16 protein-coding genes and 2 tRNA genes are annotated in these 16,247 nt (G+C 40.7%); 9 read left to right on the top strand and 9 right to left on the bottom strand.

Annotation, left to right across the window (positions count from 1 at the left end):
• Positions 1-4: 4 nt before the first annotated feature.
• The 6 genes from cmoB to trmL all read right to left on the bottom strand — a co-directional run bounded on the left by cmoB (position 5) and on the right by trmL (position 7,689).
• Complete coding sequence (gene cmoB, locus ABXT41_RS02195) at positions 5-1,024, bottom strand: tRNA 5-methoxyuridine(34)/uridine 5-oxyacetic acid(34) synthase CmoB (RefSeq protein ID WP_415391201.1); 1,020 nt, start codon at positions 1,022-1,024, stop codon at positions 5-7.
• Between the two features lie 4 nt (positions 1,025-1,028).
• Complete coding sequence (locus ABXT41_RS02200) at positions 1,029-1,433, bottom strand: acyl-CoA thioesterase (RefSeq protein ID WP_415391202.1); 405 nt, start codon at positions 1,431-1,433, stop codon at positions 1,029-1,031.
• 10 nt (positions 1,434-1,443) lie between these two features.
• Positions 1,444-4,374: an insulinase family protein gene (locus tag ABXT41_RS02205; protein ID WP_415391203.1), complete on the bottom strand. Its 2,931-nt coding sequence runs from the start codon at positions 4,372-4,374 to the stop codon at positions 1,444-1,446.
• 112 nt (positions 4,375-4,486) lie between these two features.
• On the bottom strand, positions 4,487-6,574 hold the full coding sequence (mnmC, locus tag ABXT41_RS02210; RefSeq protein ID WP_415391204.1) for a bifunctional tRNA (5-methylaminomethyl-2-thiouridine)(34)-methyltransferase MnmD/FAD-dependent 5-carboxymethylaminomethyl-2-thiouridine(34) oxidoreductase MnmC: 2,088 nt from the start codon (positions 6,572-6,574) through the stop codon (positions 4,487-4,489).
• 20 nt (positions 6,575-6,594) lie between these two features.
• Positions 6,595-7,197, bottom strand: coding sequence for a flavodoxin FldB (gene fldB, locus ABXT41_RS02215; protein ID WP_415391205.1), 603 nt, complete (start codon positions 7,195-7,197; stop codon positions 6,595-6,597).
• Between the two features lie 27 nt (positions 7,198-7,224).
• Entirely contained in the window at positions 7,225-7,689 is a 465-nt protein-coding gene (gene trmL / locus ABXT41_RS02220; RefSeq protein WP_415391206.1) for a tRNA (uridine(34)/cytosine(34)/5-carboxymethylaminomethyluridine(34)-2'-O)-methyltransferase TrmL, read from the bottom strand.
• A gap of 156 nt (positions 7,690-7,845) precedes the next feature.
• On the opposite strand from trmL, the gene ABXT41_RS02225 reads away from it, so the two are divergent.
• Entirely contained in the window at positions 7,846-8,616 is a 771-nt protein-coding gene (locus ABXT41_RS02225; RefSeq protein ID WP_415391207.1) for a VIT1/CCC1 transporter family protein, read from the top strand.
• A 29-nt stretch (positions 8,617-8,645) separates the two neighbouring features.
• Here ABXT41_RS02225 and ABXT41_RS02230 read toward each other — a convergent pair whose 3' ends face one another.
• Positions 8,646-9,167 (bottom strand): glycine cleavage system protein R, encoded by a 522-nt coding sequence (locus tag ABXT41_RS02230; RefSeq protein ID WP_415391208.1) that lies wholly within the window; start codon positions 9,165-9,167, stop codon positions 8,646-8,648.
• A gap of 120 nt (positions 9,168-9,287) precedes the next feature.
• On the opposite strand from ABXT41_RS02230, the gene ABXT41_RS02235 reads away from it, so the two are divergent.
• Positions 9,288-9,524, top strand: coding sequence for a YheU family protein (locus ABXT41_RS02235; protein WP_415391209.1), 237 nt, complete (start codon positions 9,288-9,290; stop codon positions 9,522-9,524).
• A gap of 35 nt (positions 9,525-9,559) precedes the next feature.
• Here the strand turns inward: ABXT41_RS02235 and ABXT41_RS02240 are convergent, their stop codons facing one another.
• On the bottom strand, positions 9,560-10,261 hold the full coding sequence (locus ABXT41_RS02240) for a hypothetical protein (protein ID WP_415391210.1): 702 nt from the start codon (positions 10,259-10,261) through the stop codon (positions 9,560-9,562).
• A 244-nt stretch (positions 10,262-10,505) separates the two neighbouring features.
• Here ABXT41_RS02240 and ABXT41_RS02245 point away from each other — a divergent pair, with 244 nt between their 5' ends.
• Positions 10,506-11,075 (top strand): elongation factor P hydroxylase, encoded by a 570-nt coding sequence (locus tag ABXT41_RS02245; protein WP_415391211.1) that lies wholly within the window; start codon positions 10,506-10,508, stop codon positions 11,073-11,075.
• A 44-nt stretch (positions 11,076-11,119) separates the two neighbouring features.
• The gene (locus tag ABXT41_RS02250) at positions 11,120-12,208 is read left to right on the top strand and encodes a 4-phosphoerythronate dehydrogenase (RefSeq protein ID WP_415391212.1); all 1,089 of its coding nucleotides are present in this window, start codon (positions 11,120-11,122) and stop codon (positions 12,206-12,208) included.
• 37 nt (positions 12,209-12,245) lie between these two features.
• Here the strand turns inward: ABXT41_RS02250 and ABXT41_RS02255 are convergent, their stop codons facing one another.
• Positions 12,246-13,475, bottom strand: coding sequence for a pyridoxal phosphate-dependent aminotransferase (locus ABXT41_RS02255; protein WP_415391213.1), 1,230 nt, complete (start codon positions 13,473-13,475; stop codon positions 12,246-12,248).
• Between the two features lie 91 nt (positions 13,476-13,566).
• Between ABXT41_RS02255 and msrB the strand changes: the two genes are divergently transcribed.
• From msrB to ABXT41_RS02280, 5 genes are all read left to right on the top strand, one after another.
• Positions 13,567-13,959 (top strand): peptide-methionine (R)-S-oxide reductase MsrB, encoded by a 393-nt coding sequence (msrB, locus tag ABXT41_RS02260; protein ID WP_415391214.1) that lies wholly within the window; start codon positions 13,567-13,569, stop codon positions 13,957-13,959.
• A 152-nt stretch (positions 13,960-14,111) separates the two neighbouring features.
• A tRNA-Glu gene (locus ABXT41_RS02265) sits at positions 14,112-14,187 on the top strand.
• A 35-nt stretch (positions 14,188-14,222) separates the two neighbouring features.
• Positions 14,223-14,298: transfer RNA gene (locus ABXT41_RS02270), tRNA-Gly, on the top strand.
• A 229-nt stretch (positions 14,299-14,527) separates the two neighbouring features.
• Positions 14,528-15,472, top strand: coding sequence for an ABC transporter ATP-binding protein (locus ABXT41_RS02275; protein ID WP_415391215.1), 945 nt, complete (start codon positions 14,528-14,530; stop codon positions 15,470-15,472).
• Positions 15,469-16,242, top strand: coding sequence for an ABC transporter permease (locus ABXT41_RS02280; RefSeq protein WP_415391216.1), 774 nt, complete (start codon positions 15,469-15,471; stop codon positions 16,240-16,242). The genes ABXT41_RS02275 and ABXT41_RS02280 overlap by 4 nt, the downstream gene beginning before the upstream one ends.
• Positions 16,243-16,247: the final 5 nt, after the last annotated feature.

The following is a 16,247-nucleotide window of genomic DNA, read 5'->3' on the forward strand; positions in this document are numbered from 1 at the left end:
GCTCTCAGTTTTCGGCGATGAATACCGCCCTCATTGGGGCTGGATGGCCCTCTATTGTTAGCTTGGGGTTATCTGGGTCTAAAAAATTTACTAGAGATTCAAACTGCATCCAGTCTGAAGACCTCTGTTCTTGGAGGCTTGTGGTAGAAACATCCACCATCCGAGCGTTCTTGAACTGACACTGCTTCATCCAGGATAACATTGTTTCCTCGCTGGGCAGCGACCAAACGTTAGCCATCTTGGCATAACGACCTTTGGGAACGAATACATCGCCAGCCCCGCCATTTATTATTAGAGTCTCAATCACAACCTGGCCTCCAGGTCGAAGTAGATTTTGCAATTCACCTAGATGATCAATGGGAGATCGGCGGTGGTACAGTACCCCCATAGAAAAAACTGTATCAAAGAATTTTAGTGCAGCGGGCATGTGTTCAATGCCAACTGGCAGGACATCAACAGGGAGCCCTGCAGCAGGTTTATTTTGATTCATGGCTTGATTGATGAAATGCTTGATGGCGTAAAATTGGTAAACAAACTTGACGGATGGATCAATACCTATGACTCTTTTGGCACCTTCACCCTGCATTCTCAAACAGTGATAGCCATTTCCGCATCCCACATCTAGTATCAGACGGTCTGCAAGTGGAGAAATGTGAGGCAGCACTCGGTTCCATTTCCAATCTGAGCGCCATTCCGTATCGATATCAAGACCGCACAGATAAAAAGGCCCTTTTCGCCATGGGTGGAGGCCCATGAGTTGCGTTCTGAGACGGGTAAGCGTTTCGTCATTACAATCGTTAGGACTCCCTATTAGCACACCATTTTTTAAATCTACTGTCGAGGGGGTAATCTGAGGAAGATTTTTGAGGGCTAGCTCCCAAGCCGGCATATCACCCCAACGTCCCGTTGACATAGTTTTTTCAATTTGCTCGGGGAGTATTTTTGCCCAAGAAGATAAAGGCCCCTTAGAAATTACATCAATAAAGCTTGAAAAATTGATGATTGATTGTTTGGGGAGGTTCATAGTTTTAATTATTGTGAGCAGTTTGCAAATGTTTTTTGAGCAACAAACAAATATCTTCAGGAATAGGGCAGCTGCATTCTTGAGTATAATTGAACCAGACTAGAACAGCTTCTCCTTTAGCAACCAAAGAGCCATCTTGCCAGGCTTCATGAGAGACCGTGAAAGATTTATGACCTATTCTTGCAATATAGGTATTAATGGAAACCGTGCTCCCGTATTGAGTTTGGCGGATGAAGTCTACGTCAATGCGGGCGATCACCATGGGCCAGTCATTATGAGTTAGCGTTGGATGGACCAGTTTAAATATGTCTTGTCGAGCGACCTCAAACCACACCGGAAATACAGTGTTATTGATATGGCCTAAAATGTCTGTTTCCGAAAAACGAGGTTCTAGTGTTGTTTGAAACATACATGGCCTCCTAAAGAGTCATTAATGAAAGGTTTAATGTATCTGCGACAGCAGAGTTCTCGTTGCTGCCAATTACCGCGATGCTGGCACTTTCTTTTTTGAGATACCTGTCTGCAACTCTCTGCAAATCCTCTAAGGTTACTTCTCGGACTTGGTTTCTGAACAGCTCTAAAACTTCTCGGTTTCTACCATAAAGCTCGGCATGAAAGGCATGTTTAATTTCCCCAGCAGGAGAGGATGGTTTATCAATAGAGCTAATGACCCCCAGAATTGATTCTTCTACTTGGATCCGTTCATGTTTTTCATTTTGCAACCAATCCAAAGACAGATCAAAGTCATCCAATGTGGCTGCTAGGCGAGGATCCCTGTAAGAGAAGAATTTAAAAGTTGCGGTAGTATTGTCTTGTGTGGCTCCACCACCATAAGCCCCGCCTTGCTCTCGAATCGTTCTATGTAAATATCCATTGCGAAGAAACTCACCTAATACTTGAAGGGCGGCGGCATCTGGATGTGCTACAGAAACAGTTGAATAAGATTTGGCACAGAAATTAACTTGTGTATTTAGTTTCCAAAATTCTGAGACACGGCAAGTCGTATGAGTAGGACTAAAGGCCTTGAAGCCCAATTTTTTTAATTCCGCAAAACAGGGATTGCTTTCTAAGCTCTTATAGTCGAACTTGTCAGTCTCTCCTATCAATAAATATTTTCGTGGAGCAGTCAATACCAGTCTATGCAACTCAGTTAGCTGTTCTCCAAGCCCAAGTAAGTCCTGGCTGCTTTTTAAAGAGGCATCTAGTTGTTTGATATGCCGGATTGATTCCAGGCCTCCCCACTGGTGGGCTAGTTTTGCTCCTGGCGTTGCTCCGCGTGAAGCTGCAGTCATAGCTAACCGATGACCAACACCGGTAATACTCGATTCCTGTCGTGCCCGAGTTTGCGCAATTAACTCTTGGATTCGGGGTAATTCATCAAATCTCGGCTCCTCTATCGTTGCCTGCATCAAGTCCGTCAACTTGGATTGATTTTTTGCTAGACCTTTAGTTGAGAGAATCAAGTGGCCTGATAATGATTGTGCATCATGAGGAAGTCCTTTGGCGCTCAAAAATCCGCTGACCCCTCCGCTGATTTGAGATTGCCAGCGCTGCGTATCAAGGTAGCTTTTATCACCAACACCTAGCTCAGTAAGACCATGGCTATAAATCGGTAGAAGATTGATCTGCTCTTCGGTTAGCTTGGGCAGCTGAATAATTGCTTGCTGGTACACAAGACCATTAGTTCCAGTATTGTAAATATTAAGCAGTGGTGATCCTTGATGTTTTTTTGAAGCGGTAGAGCGCGACATTTTTTTCGGGATGTCTTTTAATCCAACTTTGGGCAGTACTGATTCATCATCTTTTTGTTGTTGGCGCTCACTTAATTGCATCGATTTATTGACCACAGCTTGCTTACCGGCTTCATCTAGGCTTTCTTTTATGGCAGCCAAACGTTCAGCTTCAAGGGCTTCTGTCTTTTTTGATAACTGGGTGTCGGGGGCCAAGGTAAGTCTGACTCTATGGGTATTCTCTAAAAGAAGCCGACGAACAAGCTGCTTGATATAATCAGGATTTTGAATGCTACGTTGTAGTTTTTGCAGGGTTGAGTCAATATCCAGCAAGGCAATTGGGTCGCCTCTATGTGTTGCATTTGTTAGAGCCGTCAATATAAGCTGCAAACCATAAGGGTACCCATCACCGCCAATTTCACGCTGACCGAGTTCCATTTGGTGTAACGATGCTTCTGCTTCTTCTTTGGGCACGCCATTCTCCGCCACATCTCTCAATACGCCCATCACCAGCTCTTCTAGTGCATCTGCATGTTTTGGCTCGCTGCCTTCAATGCCACAGACAAAACAAAGTTCTCGTTGTGAGTCATCAAGGCCGCACAATGGGGAGGGTGACAGTCCTATGTTGTTGGTCTCGAGAGCCTTTTGTAAAGGCGAGGCGCTATTGTCCAGTAAGATGCTGGACAATAGCTGAGCCTCCATATTTTCTTCAAGATTAGTAGTATTTCCAAGCAACCAGCTTATTATGATATGAGTCTTATTTTTTATGCCTTCTTCTCCATCGAAGGCGTAGTTTTCTTGAATGGCGATAGGCTTAGAGTAACGTTTTTCATCTGGGACAGAAATTTTTATGTCTAGTGGCTCGAATCTATGCAGTACTTTATCTTCAAAGTTAGTCTGTAGTTCATCTACAGGAATGTCCCCAAAGGTCATAAATATAGCATTAGAAGGATGGTAGTGAGTTTTGTAAAAGGCTTTTAATTGATCATGGGTAAGATCTGGAATGCACTCTGGAGCGCCGCCGCTGTTAAATTGGTAAGTAGTTGTAGGGTAAAGATATTTACAAAGCGTATGCCATAAAATAGAGGTAATTGAGCTCATGGCACCTTTCATTTCATTAAACACGACGCCTTTAAAAACAAGCTCTGACTCAGTATTATTTGGGTCTTTAAATTCTATGCGATGACCCTCTTGTGCAAAATCCAGTTCATTTAATCGAGAAAAGAAGACGGCATCCAGGTATACGTCTAGCAGGTTGTTGAAATCCTTCTTGTTTTGACTTGCGAATGGGTATGCTGTCCAGTCAGAGCTAGTAAAGGCATTCATAAAAGTATTTAGAGATCGACGCACCATCATAAAAAATGGATCGCGTACTTGATATTTTTCACTGCCACATAGTGCCGTGTGCTCTAAGACATGAGCAATTCCAGTAGAGTCTGTGGGTACAGTTCTGAGTGCCACTAAAAATACGTTCTCGGTATTTTCTGCTGCTATATGGATGTGTTGGGCGCCTGTTTTACTATGCCGATATTCAGATACTTCGATATTAAGAGAATCAATACGCTCTTTGCGCAACAACTCAAAGGCAGTACATGTTGCTAGACTCGCATGTGCGCTCATAAAAGACCTAAATAATTGGGTGTATTGAACATAGTGAGTATTCTACATGTGGAGACGTTGTCTAGCTATTTTAAAAAGAGATGGAGTTAGAATTTTTTGAGAGAAAGTAATTCTATAGCTTACCTTTTTTTATATCTCGAATAATAAAGCGACCTGGATGTATTGCTTGCCGTAAATCTAGCTCTAAGGGCGGAACCTCTCCGCATATTTGACTGGCAACAAGATCGGCACATATTGGAGCGTAGCTTAGCCCTCGTGATCCATGACCGATGTTTAGGTACAATCCTTCCCAGCAGGATCCTGGGATAGGTATATGCGCACGCCCTGCCTCCCTCATCAATTTGTAATTTATGACATAGTCATTGAGCCTAGGTGCCGGTCCCGCAATAGGCAAAAAATCAGGCGTAGTGCATCGAAATGAAGCTCTGCCATTAAGTGTAGTTACATCGATTTCTTCAAAATTTTGCACTAATGCCGGATCTATCATTTCTAGTTGATTAATGTTGGCTTTATGGTCTTCTATGCGAGTATCTGTTTCATTTTCATTTAAATTGTAAGTTGCTCCCAGGGTATGCGTTCCATCCAGCACTGGAAGCATATAACCTTTGCCACAGAGAATAGTTTTAAGTGATGAGCTTCTTGTCGTTGGGGGTGTCATTGTAGTTTGCCCTCGAACCTTATTTATAGGGAGATGAGCTGTCTGGTTAAACTTACTACTGTTGAATGCGCAAGCAATAATCATGACTGGAGCAGATGCTATGACTCTGTTTTCGTGATCCAATGCGTTCCAAGACTGACAATCTTTTTCTGGCTCACTTCTTAGATTAATGTCCTTAACTTCTGCTTTGTGGACTGTAATCAGCCGGTGTTTTATGAGGGACTCGCATGCTTTTGGAGGGCATATCCATCCAAGCTTAGGGAAAAATAACCCGAGTCTGTTCACTAAAGGCAGCCCAGCTTGCCGATCAAGCACCCTATCTTTAAGTAGCTGAACAAAACTACTAGGAAATAGAGAGGCTATTTTCTTAAAATTTTTCTTATCATGGGTCGATTTTGGTAAAATCAATACCCCGCATCTATCTCCTAAATAGTGACTTACGTCGCTATCGAGGAGATTATTGTAATATCTGCTAGCGGCAAGTAAGGCTGTGACTCCAAAACGAGAAATCTGTGAAATACTTGAAGAAAGCTTAGGGTAGAGAATCCCTTGTGGGTTCCCAGAGGCCTCTTGCCCTATTTTTTCATGACGCTCTATCAAGATTACAGAAATTCCTCGCTCTGCTAATGATCGAGCCGTAGAGCAGCCTGCAATCCCTCCACCTATAACGATAGCTGTTTTTGGTTTTTTTGCCTCCGGTGTTAGATACCAAGGAGCTTTATGTGGTGAATGAAACCGAGAAGGAACCCAGCTTTCTTTGGATATATGTAGCAAGATGGGACTTTTAAATATACCCACCAGTGTATTATTTATACAACTAAGCTTCGGTGTGATTCCGATAGAAAAACCAACTTTTTCTAGCCTCTGCCTTATAATCTCTTCGGAGGTAGAAGCAATAATAGTAGTACCCAGTCGGCTCAGATCAGCGATTACCTTGAGGAGCTTAATTGACCACATGTGTTTATTTTTAGTGGGAGAGAATCCATCTAAAAACCATGTATCGAAAACAGGATTATTTTGCCGTTCAAAAAATGGGTGGTCGCTATTTTTGATTGATGAAAACATATCGTATCCGTCACCATACATGAGAGTTAAGACTATGCGCTTCTTTGCCAGGTATAGTTTATGGATTCCAGAAATTGGAGGTGGGTAGACGTCAAGTAGTTCTTGCCCTAACTCAAAAAGTTCCGGTACTAAGGATAAAATTCGCTTTAAGTCTTCTTTTGATAAAGGAAATTTTTCCACAGAGACAAAATGAAGGATTTTTTTATTTTTTTGCGTATCACAATATTCCAGCCATGCTTTTGCCGTTATTAGAAAATTTAATCCAGCCCCAAATCCTGTTTCACCGATAGAGAATAAATCTTTATTGTGTGATTTCCATTGGGCTATGAGAGGGCTCTGCTCTAAAAAGGTATGTCGGATTTTCTTGATACCAGCATAGCCATCAAAATATAGGCTATCAAATAACAAAGAGGTAGCACTTATGCTGTTGCTCCAGGTAAGTTCTGCTTCGAGTGCAGTAATTTTTTTGGGATGCATGATCGCTTGCTCAGGCAAGATTAAATTTTAATAGATTGATGGAGGTTAGTTTTTAGTTGGAATTCCTTGTAAACTTGTGCACACCAGCTGGAAATACGCTTATCTGTTAGTTCGAACTGATTCTCATCATCTATTGCCAGACCGACAAAATATTGCTGGTCTGCAGTCATAGCCTTGGATTGATTAAATTTAAATTCTGATACAGGCCAATAACCTACAGTTATGGCACCTTGAGCACAGACTTTTGCCCACAAATAACCCATAGCATCAAGGAACCATTCTGGGTAGCCTATTTGATCACCTAGGCCAAATAGCGCGATAGTCTTATCACTTAGATTTAGAGTATCAATTTCATCCCACACCTTCTCCCAATCCTCCTGAAGCTCACCATAATCCCAGGTGGGTATTCCTATGATTAGGTAGTCATACAATTCCATAGACGAAATAGGCTCCTCGGTAATGTTATAAAGGTCTACTGTAGTTTTATTGTTATCTGATCTGTTCAGGTTAGCTGCTATTTTTTCAGCAACCATTTCTGTATAGCAGGTCGAAGTACCGTAAAACAAACCAATAGTCATATGATTATTGTTGATGGCGGGGCTAATCTTCAGCGGACTCGTCATGGTTCTTTCCCCTTTGGGCAATTTTTACTAGATAGCACCTTGAAAATCTAACTGTCGCCATGCTTCGTAAACAACCAATGCGACAGTATTAGATAAGTTAAGACTTCGACTTTTTGGCTGCATAGGGACACGCAGTATGTGCTCTAACGGCAGATCTTCGCGAAATTCTTGTGTTAGGCCTCTTGTCTCTGGACCAAATACCAAAGTATCCCCAGCTTTGAATTTTACACTGGTATAGCAAGTCGAACCTTTTGTGCTGATCGCAAATATTCGCTCAGGAGCCTGATTCTTTATAAACTCAAACCAGCTGGAATGTATTTTGGCTTCTTGCCATTCGGCATAGTCTAGGCCTGCGCGCCTGAGACGTTTATCGTCTAGCTCAAAACCCAGAGGCTCAATTAAATGAAGCGCAAAGCCTGTATTGGCTGAGAGTCTGATAATGTTACCAGTATTTGGCGGAATTTCAGGTTCAAATAAAACTATGTTTAGCATGATTTTCGGAGTTATGTGGTTATTAGTGCGGTACACATGTTGCTTTTCTAAGGTATTGTGCGGCTTGAGTGGAAAATAGCCATGCCGCTAATTTTATTGCTATATTATACGGAATCATGAGCTAGTAGCATTATTTATTAAGCACCAGAGGTATTTGTGGATAAATATAGCAAGGAAGGCGGTATGGATCATTACAAGGATCACCATAGACCAGACCTGATTGCACAAAGACTTGATGAAGGCCCTGATTCTTTTTACGTTAAGGAGTTCATATATGGGTCAGTGGATGGCGCTGTTACAACATTTGCTATTGTTGCTGGTGTCGCCGGTGCCGGGATGTCAGCAGAAGTTATTATTATACTGGGTTTGGCTAACTTGCTAGCAGACGGGTTTAGTATGGCTGCCAGTAATTTTCTAGGGGTTCGCGCAGAAAATCAGCATCGAGCCAAAATTCGTCAGATAGAATATGATGAAATAGATAGGCACCCTGAAGGGGAGAAAGAAGAAGTCAGGCAAATTTTTGCTAGAAAAGGGTTTGAGGGGCAGCTGTTGGAAGATACAGTTAAAGTGATAACTTCTGACAAAGAAGCCTGGGTAAATGCTATGCTTCAGGATGAGCACGGGATGTCTTTACAGGCCCATGATCCTATAAAGTCTGGCCTTGCAACCTTCAGTGCTTTTTGTTTGGTTGGCTTTATTCCGCTAATAACCTATGTCACTAACTGGATGTCCCCTGGCCTTGTTGATGACGCCTTTGGCTGGGCTGCCTTTATGACAGGTATTGCATTTTTCTGGGTGGGCGCACTAAAAGGAAGATTTGTATCACACTATTGGTTACTTTCTGGTATGGAAACAGTTGCTGTTGGCGGTATTGCTGCTGCTATGGCTTACGGGGTGGGGTCAATTTTGAAAAATTTGCTAGGTTAACGTAGCCATTAGCAGTCTTTAAGACTAGGCTAATCACTCAATACTTCTAATTCCACTATCAAATCATCAGATAATAATTCTAGCTCATATCGAAGCTCTTCTCTTTGGATGTTCGAATTTAAAAAGCTAATGACTGCAGAGGCTTTGAATAAAGTTTCTGAACTCATAGGTGCATCCTCGCAATTTGTACAGAGCTCTTCTACATTGACATCAAGTCGAGTCAGTATTGATGAGAGTTCGCCGATAATTCCAGGCCTATCGTTACCTACCAAGGTTAATAATAAATGCTCACCTAGTTCTTGATCACTCTCGGTAGTTGGTTCCGCTATAATCTTAATGCCTTCTGTGCTAAGTGCCCCAAGCTCCTGTAGTAGCTTTGGTTGCTGCCTTGTTCCGACATTTACTAGAAGTATCCCAGCAAACTTCCCAGCCAATCTAGACATGTTGCTTTCGAGCCAGTTTCCACCATGAGATGCAACTATTGTTGCGACTTTTTCGACAACACCAGGGCGATCATCAGAAATTATAGTGAGTGTGAGATAGTGATTCATTGTAAGACCTATATCGATATGCATGTATTATAGTGCATACAATTAGAATGAGCGATATTGATACTAGGCTGTATTAGCATAAGTGTAGTTTCATGTATTGGTATAAGGGGGCAGCAGAAAATGATTGAGATACCATCGCATAAACTTCCAGCAGATTTACTTACATCTGTTATAGAGGAATTTATTAACAGGGATGGAACTGATTATGGGGACAGAGAGGTTAGCTTAAAGGAAAAGATTGAACATGCAAGAATAAAAATATCACAAGGTGACGTAATCCTAACATTCGATCAAGAGACGGAAAGCTGCAACCTTCTGAGCAAAAATGATTTTATAGAAATTACCCAAAAATTGTAAATTAGAATGGATAGAGTCCTGTTAATTTTGACTAATTAAGAATCAACAAGCATTGAAATAGCCTCAAGGGCTTCAGGATCGCGCGCCTTAATCTTATTTGCAATATGATGCTGGAAGAAGTATCGAAATGCTTCTTCTGTTTTGCAAGGATAAAGGCAGTCGTCACCAGGCAAAACTGGCGTATTGACAACTTTTGCATCATCTATGAGCATGCATTCTATGGCGCCACTGCTTAATAGTCTCCAGCTCACCACTTCTTTTAGCGTTAAATTTTTAAAACCATCGCTTGAGAGAACAGCATGTGTGCCGATTACGTCAGGTATTTCCTGCACTATATCTTCATCAGTTTGAAGATCTCTTTCATAGTATTCAGCAGCAGTCTCTAGCTCTATAATTTTGTGGATAGGAGCCTCATGAAAAACCTCATCGCTATCTGGATTAAAATAGCCTTCCCAATAACCGTTAACAGGGTCGCTTATCAGAGGGCAGGATACTATCTCGTCCAGCCAAGGAGTTAAGCCAACAACTTCACCATCAGCCCTCAGGGCCCAACAGAGAATCTTGACACTAAATAATTTTTCGGGGCTCGTCTCATTCGAATAAATCATTTCAAGACCATCAAGTTCTGGTGCAAGGCGTATAATGCGGTGATTGCAAGATGAGGAGTAAGGTTTTTGAGTAAAGATATCAATAACATTATCTTTGTTATGATTGCTGTTGGATGTTGAGGTGGTCATAATACTTCCCCAATATTGTCTAATAATAAGGCAATGGCAACAAAAAAATTATTTTTCCATAACAGTTATTATGGTGTACTGATTATATACCCAATACACAATATAAGGTACTACTGATAAGATAAAAGTACAACATATAGTGTAATTTTTTTAGAAAGCCTCATCCCAACGTGCAAATTCTATATTTATTGCCTTTCCATTGGATAGTATGATGCTATTTTTTAGCAGAAAAGGTGACCGTACATTGATATCTGATATAAGTGCTCCTCGGGTTATAAAAATTCCAAAAAAATTAAAAGTAGAGGAATTAACTGCTATTTTTAATGACTTATTTTCTGATTCCTTGAATACTCATCTGGAGGGCGGGGCAGACGAACCGCTTTATCTGCCGGCAAGTTATAGCTGTAAGCACAATAGACTTATTTTTTGTCAGGACTACATTTCTAGTGCTTTGCATGAAATTGCTCATTGGTGTCTTGCTGGTGAAAAAAGACGAAATTTAATAGATTATGGATATTGGTATCACCCAGATGGAAGATCAGAGATTCAGCAAAAAATATTTGAGAAAGTTGAGGTTCGACCTCAGGCGCTAGAGTGGATTTTTTCTGTTGCTGCGTCACACTCATTCACTGTCAGCACCGATAATCTATTGGGCGAAATTGATACTAGTCATTATTTTTTACAATCAGTTCTTGAGCAGACCCATATTTGGTGTCGGGAACCTATGCCAGAACGAGGACTCTTATTCGCAAAGGCTTTGTCGCACTTTTTTAAAACACAACCATTTAGTTCTTCCCTCTATCAGTTTTCTTGAAATTAAGTCGTTATAATAAGATTTGCAAGAAAGGATGGCGCTCAATGAAGATTATAGCTGACGATAATATGCCTTTAGTCCAAGAGTTATTTTCTCCTTATGGTGAGATAACAATGCTTCCTGGACGTGACATTACGGCTGATGATGTGCAGCAAGCTGATGTGTTGCTGGTCAGATCAGTAACACAAGTAAACGAAAGCCTTTTAGGGGGCAGCAAGGTAAGGTTTGTCGGATCGTCAACCATCGGTGCTGACCATATAGATCAAAGTTATCTTCAACACAAAGGCGTTAAATTTGCCAATGCTCCTGGATGTAATGCCAACGCAGTAGTGCAGTATGTTCTTTCAGTTTTGAGCACTCTTCGCTCTAACTGGATGGAGCAAACTATCGGGATCATTGGGTGTGGAGCTATTGGGGGAAAACTATATAAAATCTTGCGTGCCCTAGGAGTAGAATGCCGCTGCTATGATCCTTTTCTTGCGGCAGCAAGTAATCCTCATCTAGTTACTTTCGAGGCAGTCTTAGAATCAGATATTTTGTCTCTCCATGTACCTTTGACGGACTCAGGCTTTTACCCCACCTATCATTTATTCAATGAACAAGTTTTGCGTAATCTTGCGCCAAACGTTTTATTGATTAACACTAGCAGGGGTGCTGTTTTGGATAACCAGTCAGCACTGCGCTGTTTTTCGGAGAAGTCTTGGCAGTTGGTGCTTGACGTATGGGAAGGTGAGCCCGATATTTCATTGGGGCTGCTGAAGCTAGTTGATATATGCTCTCCGCATATAGCAGGTTATAGTTATGATGGAAAAATTAAGGGCACTCAAATGATTTTTGATGCTTTTTGTTCTAGTTATGGGTTTGACACTCCAATTCCAATTGTTAGGGATGAAATTTTTGAATTGACATCTAGTTCTCTTGCGGAGGCCGTGCTAGAAACTTTTGATGTAAAAAAAATAGATCATCTTATGAGAGAGTCTTTGCTCAAAAAAGAGGCCTGCCATCCACAGGAGTTTGATCGTTTGAGGAAAAATTTCCCGCAAAGATTTGAGTTCCAGCACTACTGTTTGGCAAAAAATAGTGATGAGCTTCTAGCTAAAAGTTTATCAATACTCGGATTCAAGTCAGCTTAGCAGTTTTGTTTAATTAATTTTTATGTCGAATCAGTTTTCAATTAGTGCCATGTTTGATGCGATAATCTAGAAGAAACTTGGATAGCCTGTCAATAGCTTCAACTATATCGTCCTCTCTGGGTAAAAAGACAATACGGAAATGATCAGAATTCGGCCAGTTAAACGCTGTACCTTGAACCAAAAGAATTTTTTGCTCTAATAGTAAATCCAAGACAAATTTCTCATCATCGACTATTGGGTATATTTTGGGGTCGAGACGCGGAAATAAGTACATGGCAGCTTTTGGTTTTACGCAGCTTACACCTGGTATTTCATTGAGTAACGACCATGCCTTGTCTCGCTGAAGTAGCAATCTTCCACCAGGACAAGTCAGATCATTAATGCTTTGATATCCACCTAAGGCAGTTTGTATGGCATACATTGCGGGTACATTGGCGCACAGCCTAACAGAAGAAAGCATTTCAAGGCCTTCTATGTAGCTTTGAGCGATATCTTTAGCTCCGCTTACCACTAACCAGCCAGAACGAAAGCCTGCCAACCTATAGGTTTTAGATAAGCCGTTTAACGTAATACATAATACATCATTCGCTAAACTAGCAAGCGGAATATGTTTTGCTTCATCAAATAAAATACGGTCATAAATTTCATCGGCGTAGATTATTAGTTGGTGTTTCCGAGCCAGTGAAATTATTTGTCGTAAAACGGACTCACTATAGACTGCTCCCGTTGGGTTATTTGGGTTTATTACAACGATACCTCGAGTTTTTGCTGTAATTTTACTGGCTATGTCGTCAATATTTGGTTGCCAATCTTCTGTTTCATCGCACAGGTAATGAACAGCCTTTCCTCCAGCCAGAGTTACAGCTGCTGTCCATAAAGGGTAGTCTGGGGCAGGAATAAGAATCTCATCATCGTTATTCAACAAGGCCTGCATTGCCATCACTATCAGCTCGCTGACACCGTTCCCTAAAAAAACATCGTCAATTTCGACATTAGAAATTCCCATGATTTGACAGCGTTGCATTACAGCCTTTCTAGCACTGTATATGCCTTTTGAGTGACAGTAACCCTGAGCTTTTGCTAAATTGTGAATGACATCCTGTATAATTTCATCCGGCGCTTCAAAACCGAAAGCGCTAGGGTTGCCGATATTTAATTTGAGAATACGATGGCCATCTTCTTCTAGACGATTGGCATGATCATGAATTGGACCGCGAATATCGTAACAGACATTGTTTAGTTTGCTTGATTTCTTAATATGTTGCATATAAATCTTATTGAAAGCTGTCGTGTGATGATAATTCATCTATTGTATATCAAATTGATTCTATAGCTAAGAAAAGTAGGAGATAGATGTTATGAATGACAAAAATACTAGTAAAGAAATTTGGCGAAAAAAACTGACTTCTGAGGAATTTAATATTTGCTGGGAAAAAGGAACAGAGCGAGCTTTTTCTGGGCAACTCAACGATGAAAAAGCTGCAGGAATTTATGCATGTTGTTGTTGTAGTAAGCCTTTGTTTCATTCAGAAAAAAAGTATGATTCTGGTTCTGGATGGCCTAGTTTTTTTGATGTAATTGATAAGCATGCGGTTAATGAAAACTCAGACCATAGTCATGGAATGGTTCGTACGGAAGCACTATGCGCTAACTGCGGGGCTCATCTGGGCCACGTGTTTACAGATGGACCAAAACCAACAGGTTTGCGATATTGCATAAATTCTCTTTCCCTTAATTTAGTCAAAACATAAAACGTAGATTGCGTTTAAGTTTGCATATTTTTTTTCAACTTAGATTAAGTTGATTAAGTTAAAGAGTGGGCTTGACAGCATAGAGCCTGCTTCATAGAATGCGCGCCTCCCTTTTTTTAAAGAAGACATATTGTCTTTATGGGAAAATTTTGGTCCCGTTCGTCTAGAGGCCTAGGACACCGCCCTTTCACGGCGGTAACAGGGGTTCGACTCCCCTACGGGACGCCATTTTTCGTTACTTTGTTTTTTATGACAAAGAAAACGCGGGAATAGCTCAGTTGGTAGAGCGCAACCTTGCCAAGGTTGAGGTCGCCGGTTCGAACCCGGTTTCCCGCTCCAATTAAGAAGTGTAATATCAAATTAGGTATTACATTTTTTTTTGGCTCATATTTTATAGTTGTTATTTTTCCACACCATACAGAAAATAATGTCTATTCTTTTTTTGCGCATACTAGGCTGATCTTTTTAATTAAATACTTAAGGTGCGCTCTTAGACCGTTAAATTTTTTATGCAGACAACCATTTATGATTAAACCTCAAGTCACAGTTAAAAATAGAATATTAAACTATGAATAAGTTAGCTTTATGTATTACAAGTCTGCACAAGGAGTACGGTAATGGATTCCAGGCATTAAGAGGCGTTGATATTGAGGTTCAGCAAGGGGATTTTTTTGCACTTTTGGGGCCAAATGGAGCTGGAAAGTCAACAATTTTAGGTATTATTTGCTCTTTAGTTAAAAAAACTTCTGGCAAGGTTAGCGTATTTGAGGCAAATATAGACGATGATTTCTCATTAGTTAAAAAAAATATTGGGGTTGTTCCGCAAGAGTTTAATTTTAATCAGTTTGAAAAGATTTTTGATATCGTCAGGACTCAGGGTGGATATTTTGGCCTTCCAGGAAAATTGTCTGAAAAAAGAGCAGAAAAATACCTAAAACTTTTAGGTTTGTGGGACAAACGTGACCAGACCCCGCGAATGCTTTCAGGAGGAATGAAAAGGCGACTTATGATAGCAAGAGCTCTTATCCATGAGCCAAAATTACTTATTCTGGATGAGCCTACAGCTGGTGTCGATATAGAGTTAAGACGATCTATGTGGGAGTTTCTTAGGAAAATCAACGAGGGCGGGACAACAATAATCCTAACTACTCATTATCTGGAAGAAGCTGAAAGTTTGTGTCGAAATGTCGCAATTATTGATCGTGGAAAAATTATTCAGAATACTTCAATGCGTGAGTTGTTACGACAGCTCAACACGGAGTTCTTTATTTTTGATACACATGAAAAATTAATTGAATTACCGAGAATGGACGGCTATAAAGGGCATCTGATTAATTCCAATAGCTTTGAAGTCGAGATTGAAAAGCATCAGTCCCTGAATGCGCTATTTGCGAACCTGACCGCTCAAGATATTCAGATTCTGAGCATGAAAAACAAGACTAATAGATTAGAAGAATTATTTATTTCGCTTGTCCAGCCTCATGAAGAGAAAACTGAAGAGGTATCAGGATGAATGTTAGAGAGCAGTGGATAGCTTTTGTTACCATTTTGGTAAAAGAGATTAGAAGATTTACTCGTATCTGGCCGCAGACATTATTACCCCCGGCAATCACTATTGCTTTGTATTTTGTAATCTTTGGCACTTTGATAGGCCCTCGTATTGGGCGTATGGCAGGGTTTTCTTATATTGAATTTGTCGTTCCTGGATTAATCATGATGTCTGTTATCACTAACTCATACGGTAATGTTGTCTCATCCTTTTTTGGTGCCAAATTTCAGAAGTCTATTGAAGAGGTGTTAGTTTCCCCTGTCCCAAGTTATGTTCTTTTGTCTGGATATGTAATTGGGGGCGTGATTAGGGGGTTGGCTGTAGGATCTATCGTGACATGCTTGTCTCTATTCTTTACTGACCTTCAGGTCCATAATATTACTATTACTGTTACTATTGTTTTTCTTACATCAGTACTATTTTCGCTAACCGGCTTCATTAACGCTATTTATGCAAATAGTTTTGATGATATATCCATCATTCCAGTTTTTATTTTGACGCCACTTACATACTTAGGCGGGGTTTTTTATTCCATGGAGATGTTGCCTAAATTTTGGCAGGATATTTCAATGATAAACCCTATTCTTTATATGGTTAATGCGTTCAGATATGGCCTTTTGGGGGTATCTGACATTAGTGTAGGCTGGGCATTTTTTATGGTGGCTGCTCTTTGTGTTGTTTTATTTTGCTATGCTTCATATCTGCTTAATCAAGGAAAACGTCTTAGAACGTAAATTGA

The sequence above is a fragment of the Porticoccus sp. Uisw_050_02 genome (assembly GCF_047729555.1).
Lineage (GTDB): Bacteria > Pseudomonadota > Gammaproteobacteria > Pseudomonadales > Porticoccaceae > Porticoccus.

Coding starts and splice junctions, on each gene's coding strand:
- ABXT41_RS02255 (WP_415391213.1), bottom strand. CDS start 13,475: ATGCAACATATTAAGAAATCAAGCAAACTAAACAATGTCTGTTACGAT.
- ABXT41_RS02235 (WP_415391209.1), top strand. CDS start 9,288: ATGATTGAGATACCATCGCATAAACTTCCAGCAGATTTACTTACATCT.
- ABXT41_RS02275 (WP_415391215.1), top strand. CDS start 14,528: ATGAATAAGTTAGCTTTATGTATTACAAGTCTGCACAAGGAGTACGGT.
- ABXT41_RS02200 (WP_415391202.1), bottom strand. CDS start 1,433: ATGTTTCAAACAACACTAGAACCTCGTTTTTCGGAAACAGACATTTTA.
- ABXT41_RS02240 (WP_415391210.1), bottom strand. CDS start 10,261: ATGACCACCTCAACATCCAACAGCAATCATAACAAAGATAATGTTATT.
- cmoB (WP_415391201.1), bottom strand. CDS start 1,024: ATGAACCTCCCCAAACAATCAATCATCAATTTTTCAAGCTTTATTGAT.
- ABXT41_RS02280 (WP_415391216.1), top strand. CDS start 15,469: ATGAATGTTAGAGAGCAGTGGATAGCTTTTGTTACCATTTTGGTAAAA.
- mnmC (WP_415391204.1), bottom strand. CDS start 6,574: ATGCATCCCAAAAAAATTACTGCACTCGAAGCAGAACTTACCTGGAGC.
- ABXT41_RS02205 (WP_415391203.1), bottom strand. CDS start 4,374: ATGAGCGCACATGCGAGTCTAGCAACATGTACTGCCTTTGAGTTGTTG.
- ABXT41_RS02230 (WP_415391208.1), bottom strand. CDS start 9,167: ATGAATCACTATCTCACACTCACTATAATTTCTGATGATCGCCCTGGT.
- fldB (WP_415391205.1), bottom strand. CDS start 7,197: ATGACGAGTCCGCTGAAGATTAGCCCCGCCATCAACAATAATCATATG.
- msrB (WP_415391214.1), top strand. CDS start 13,567: ATGAATGACAAAAATACTAGTAAAGAAATTTGGCGAAAAAAACTGACT.
- ABXT41_RS02250 (WP_415391212.1), top strand. CDS start 11,120: ATGAAGATTATAGCTGACGATAATATGCCTTTAGTCCAAGAGTTATTT.
- trmL (WP_415391206.1), bottom strand. CDS start 7,689: ATGCTAAACATAGTTTTATTTGAACCTGAAATTCCGCCAAATACTGGT.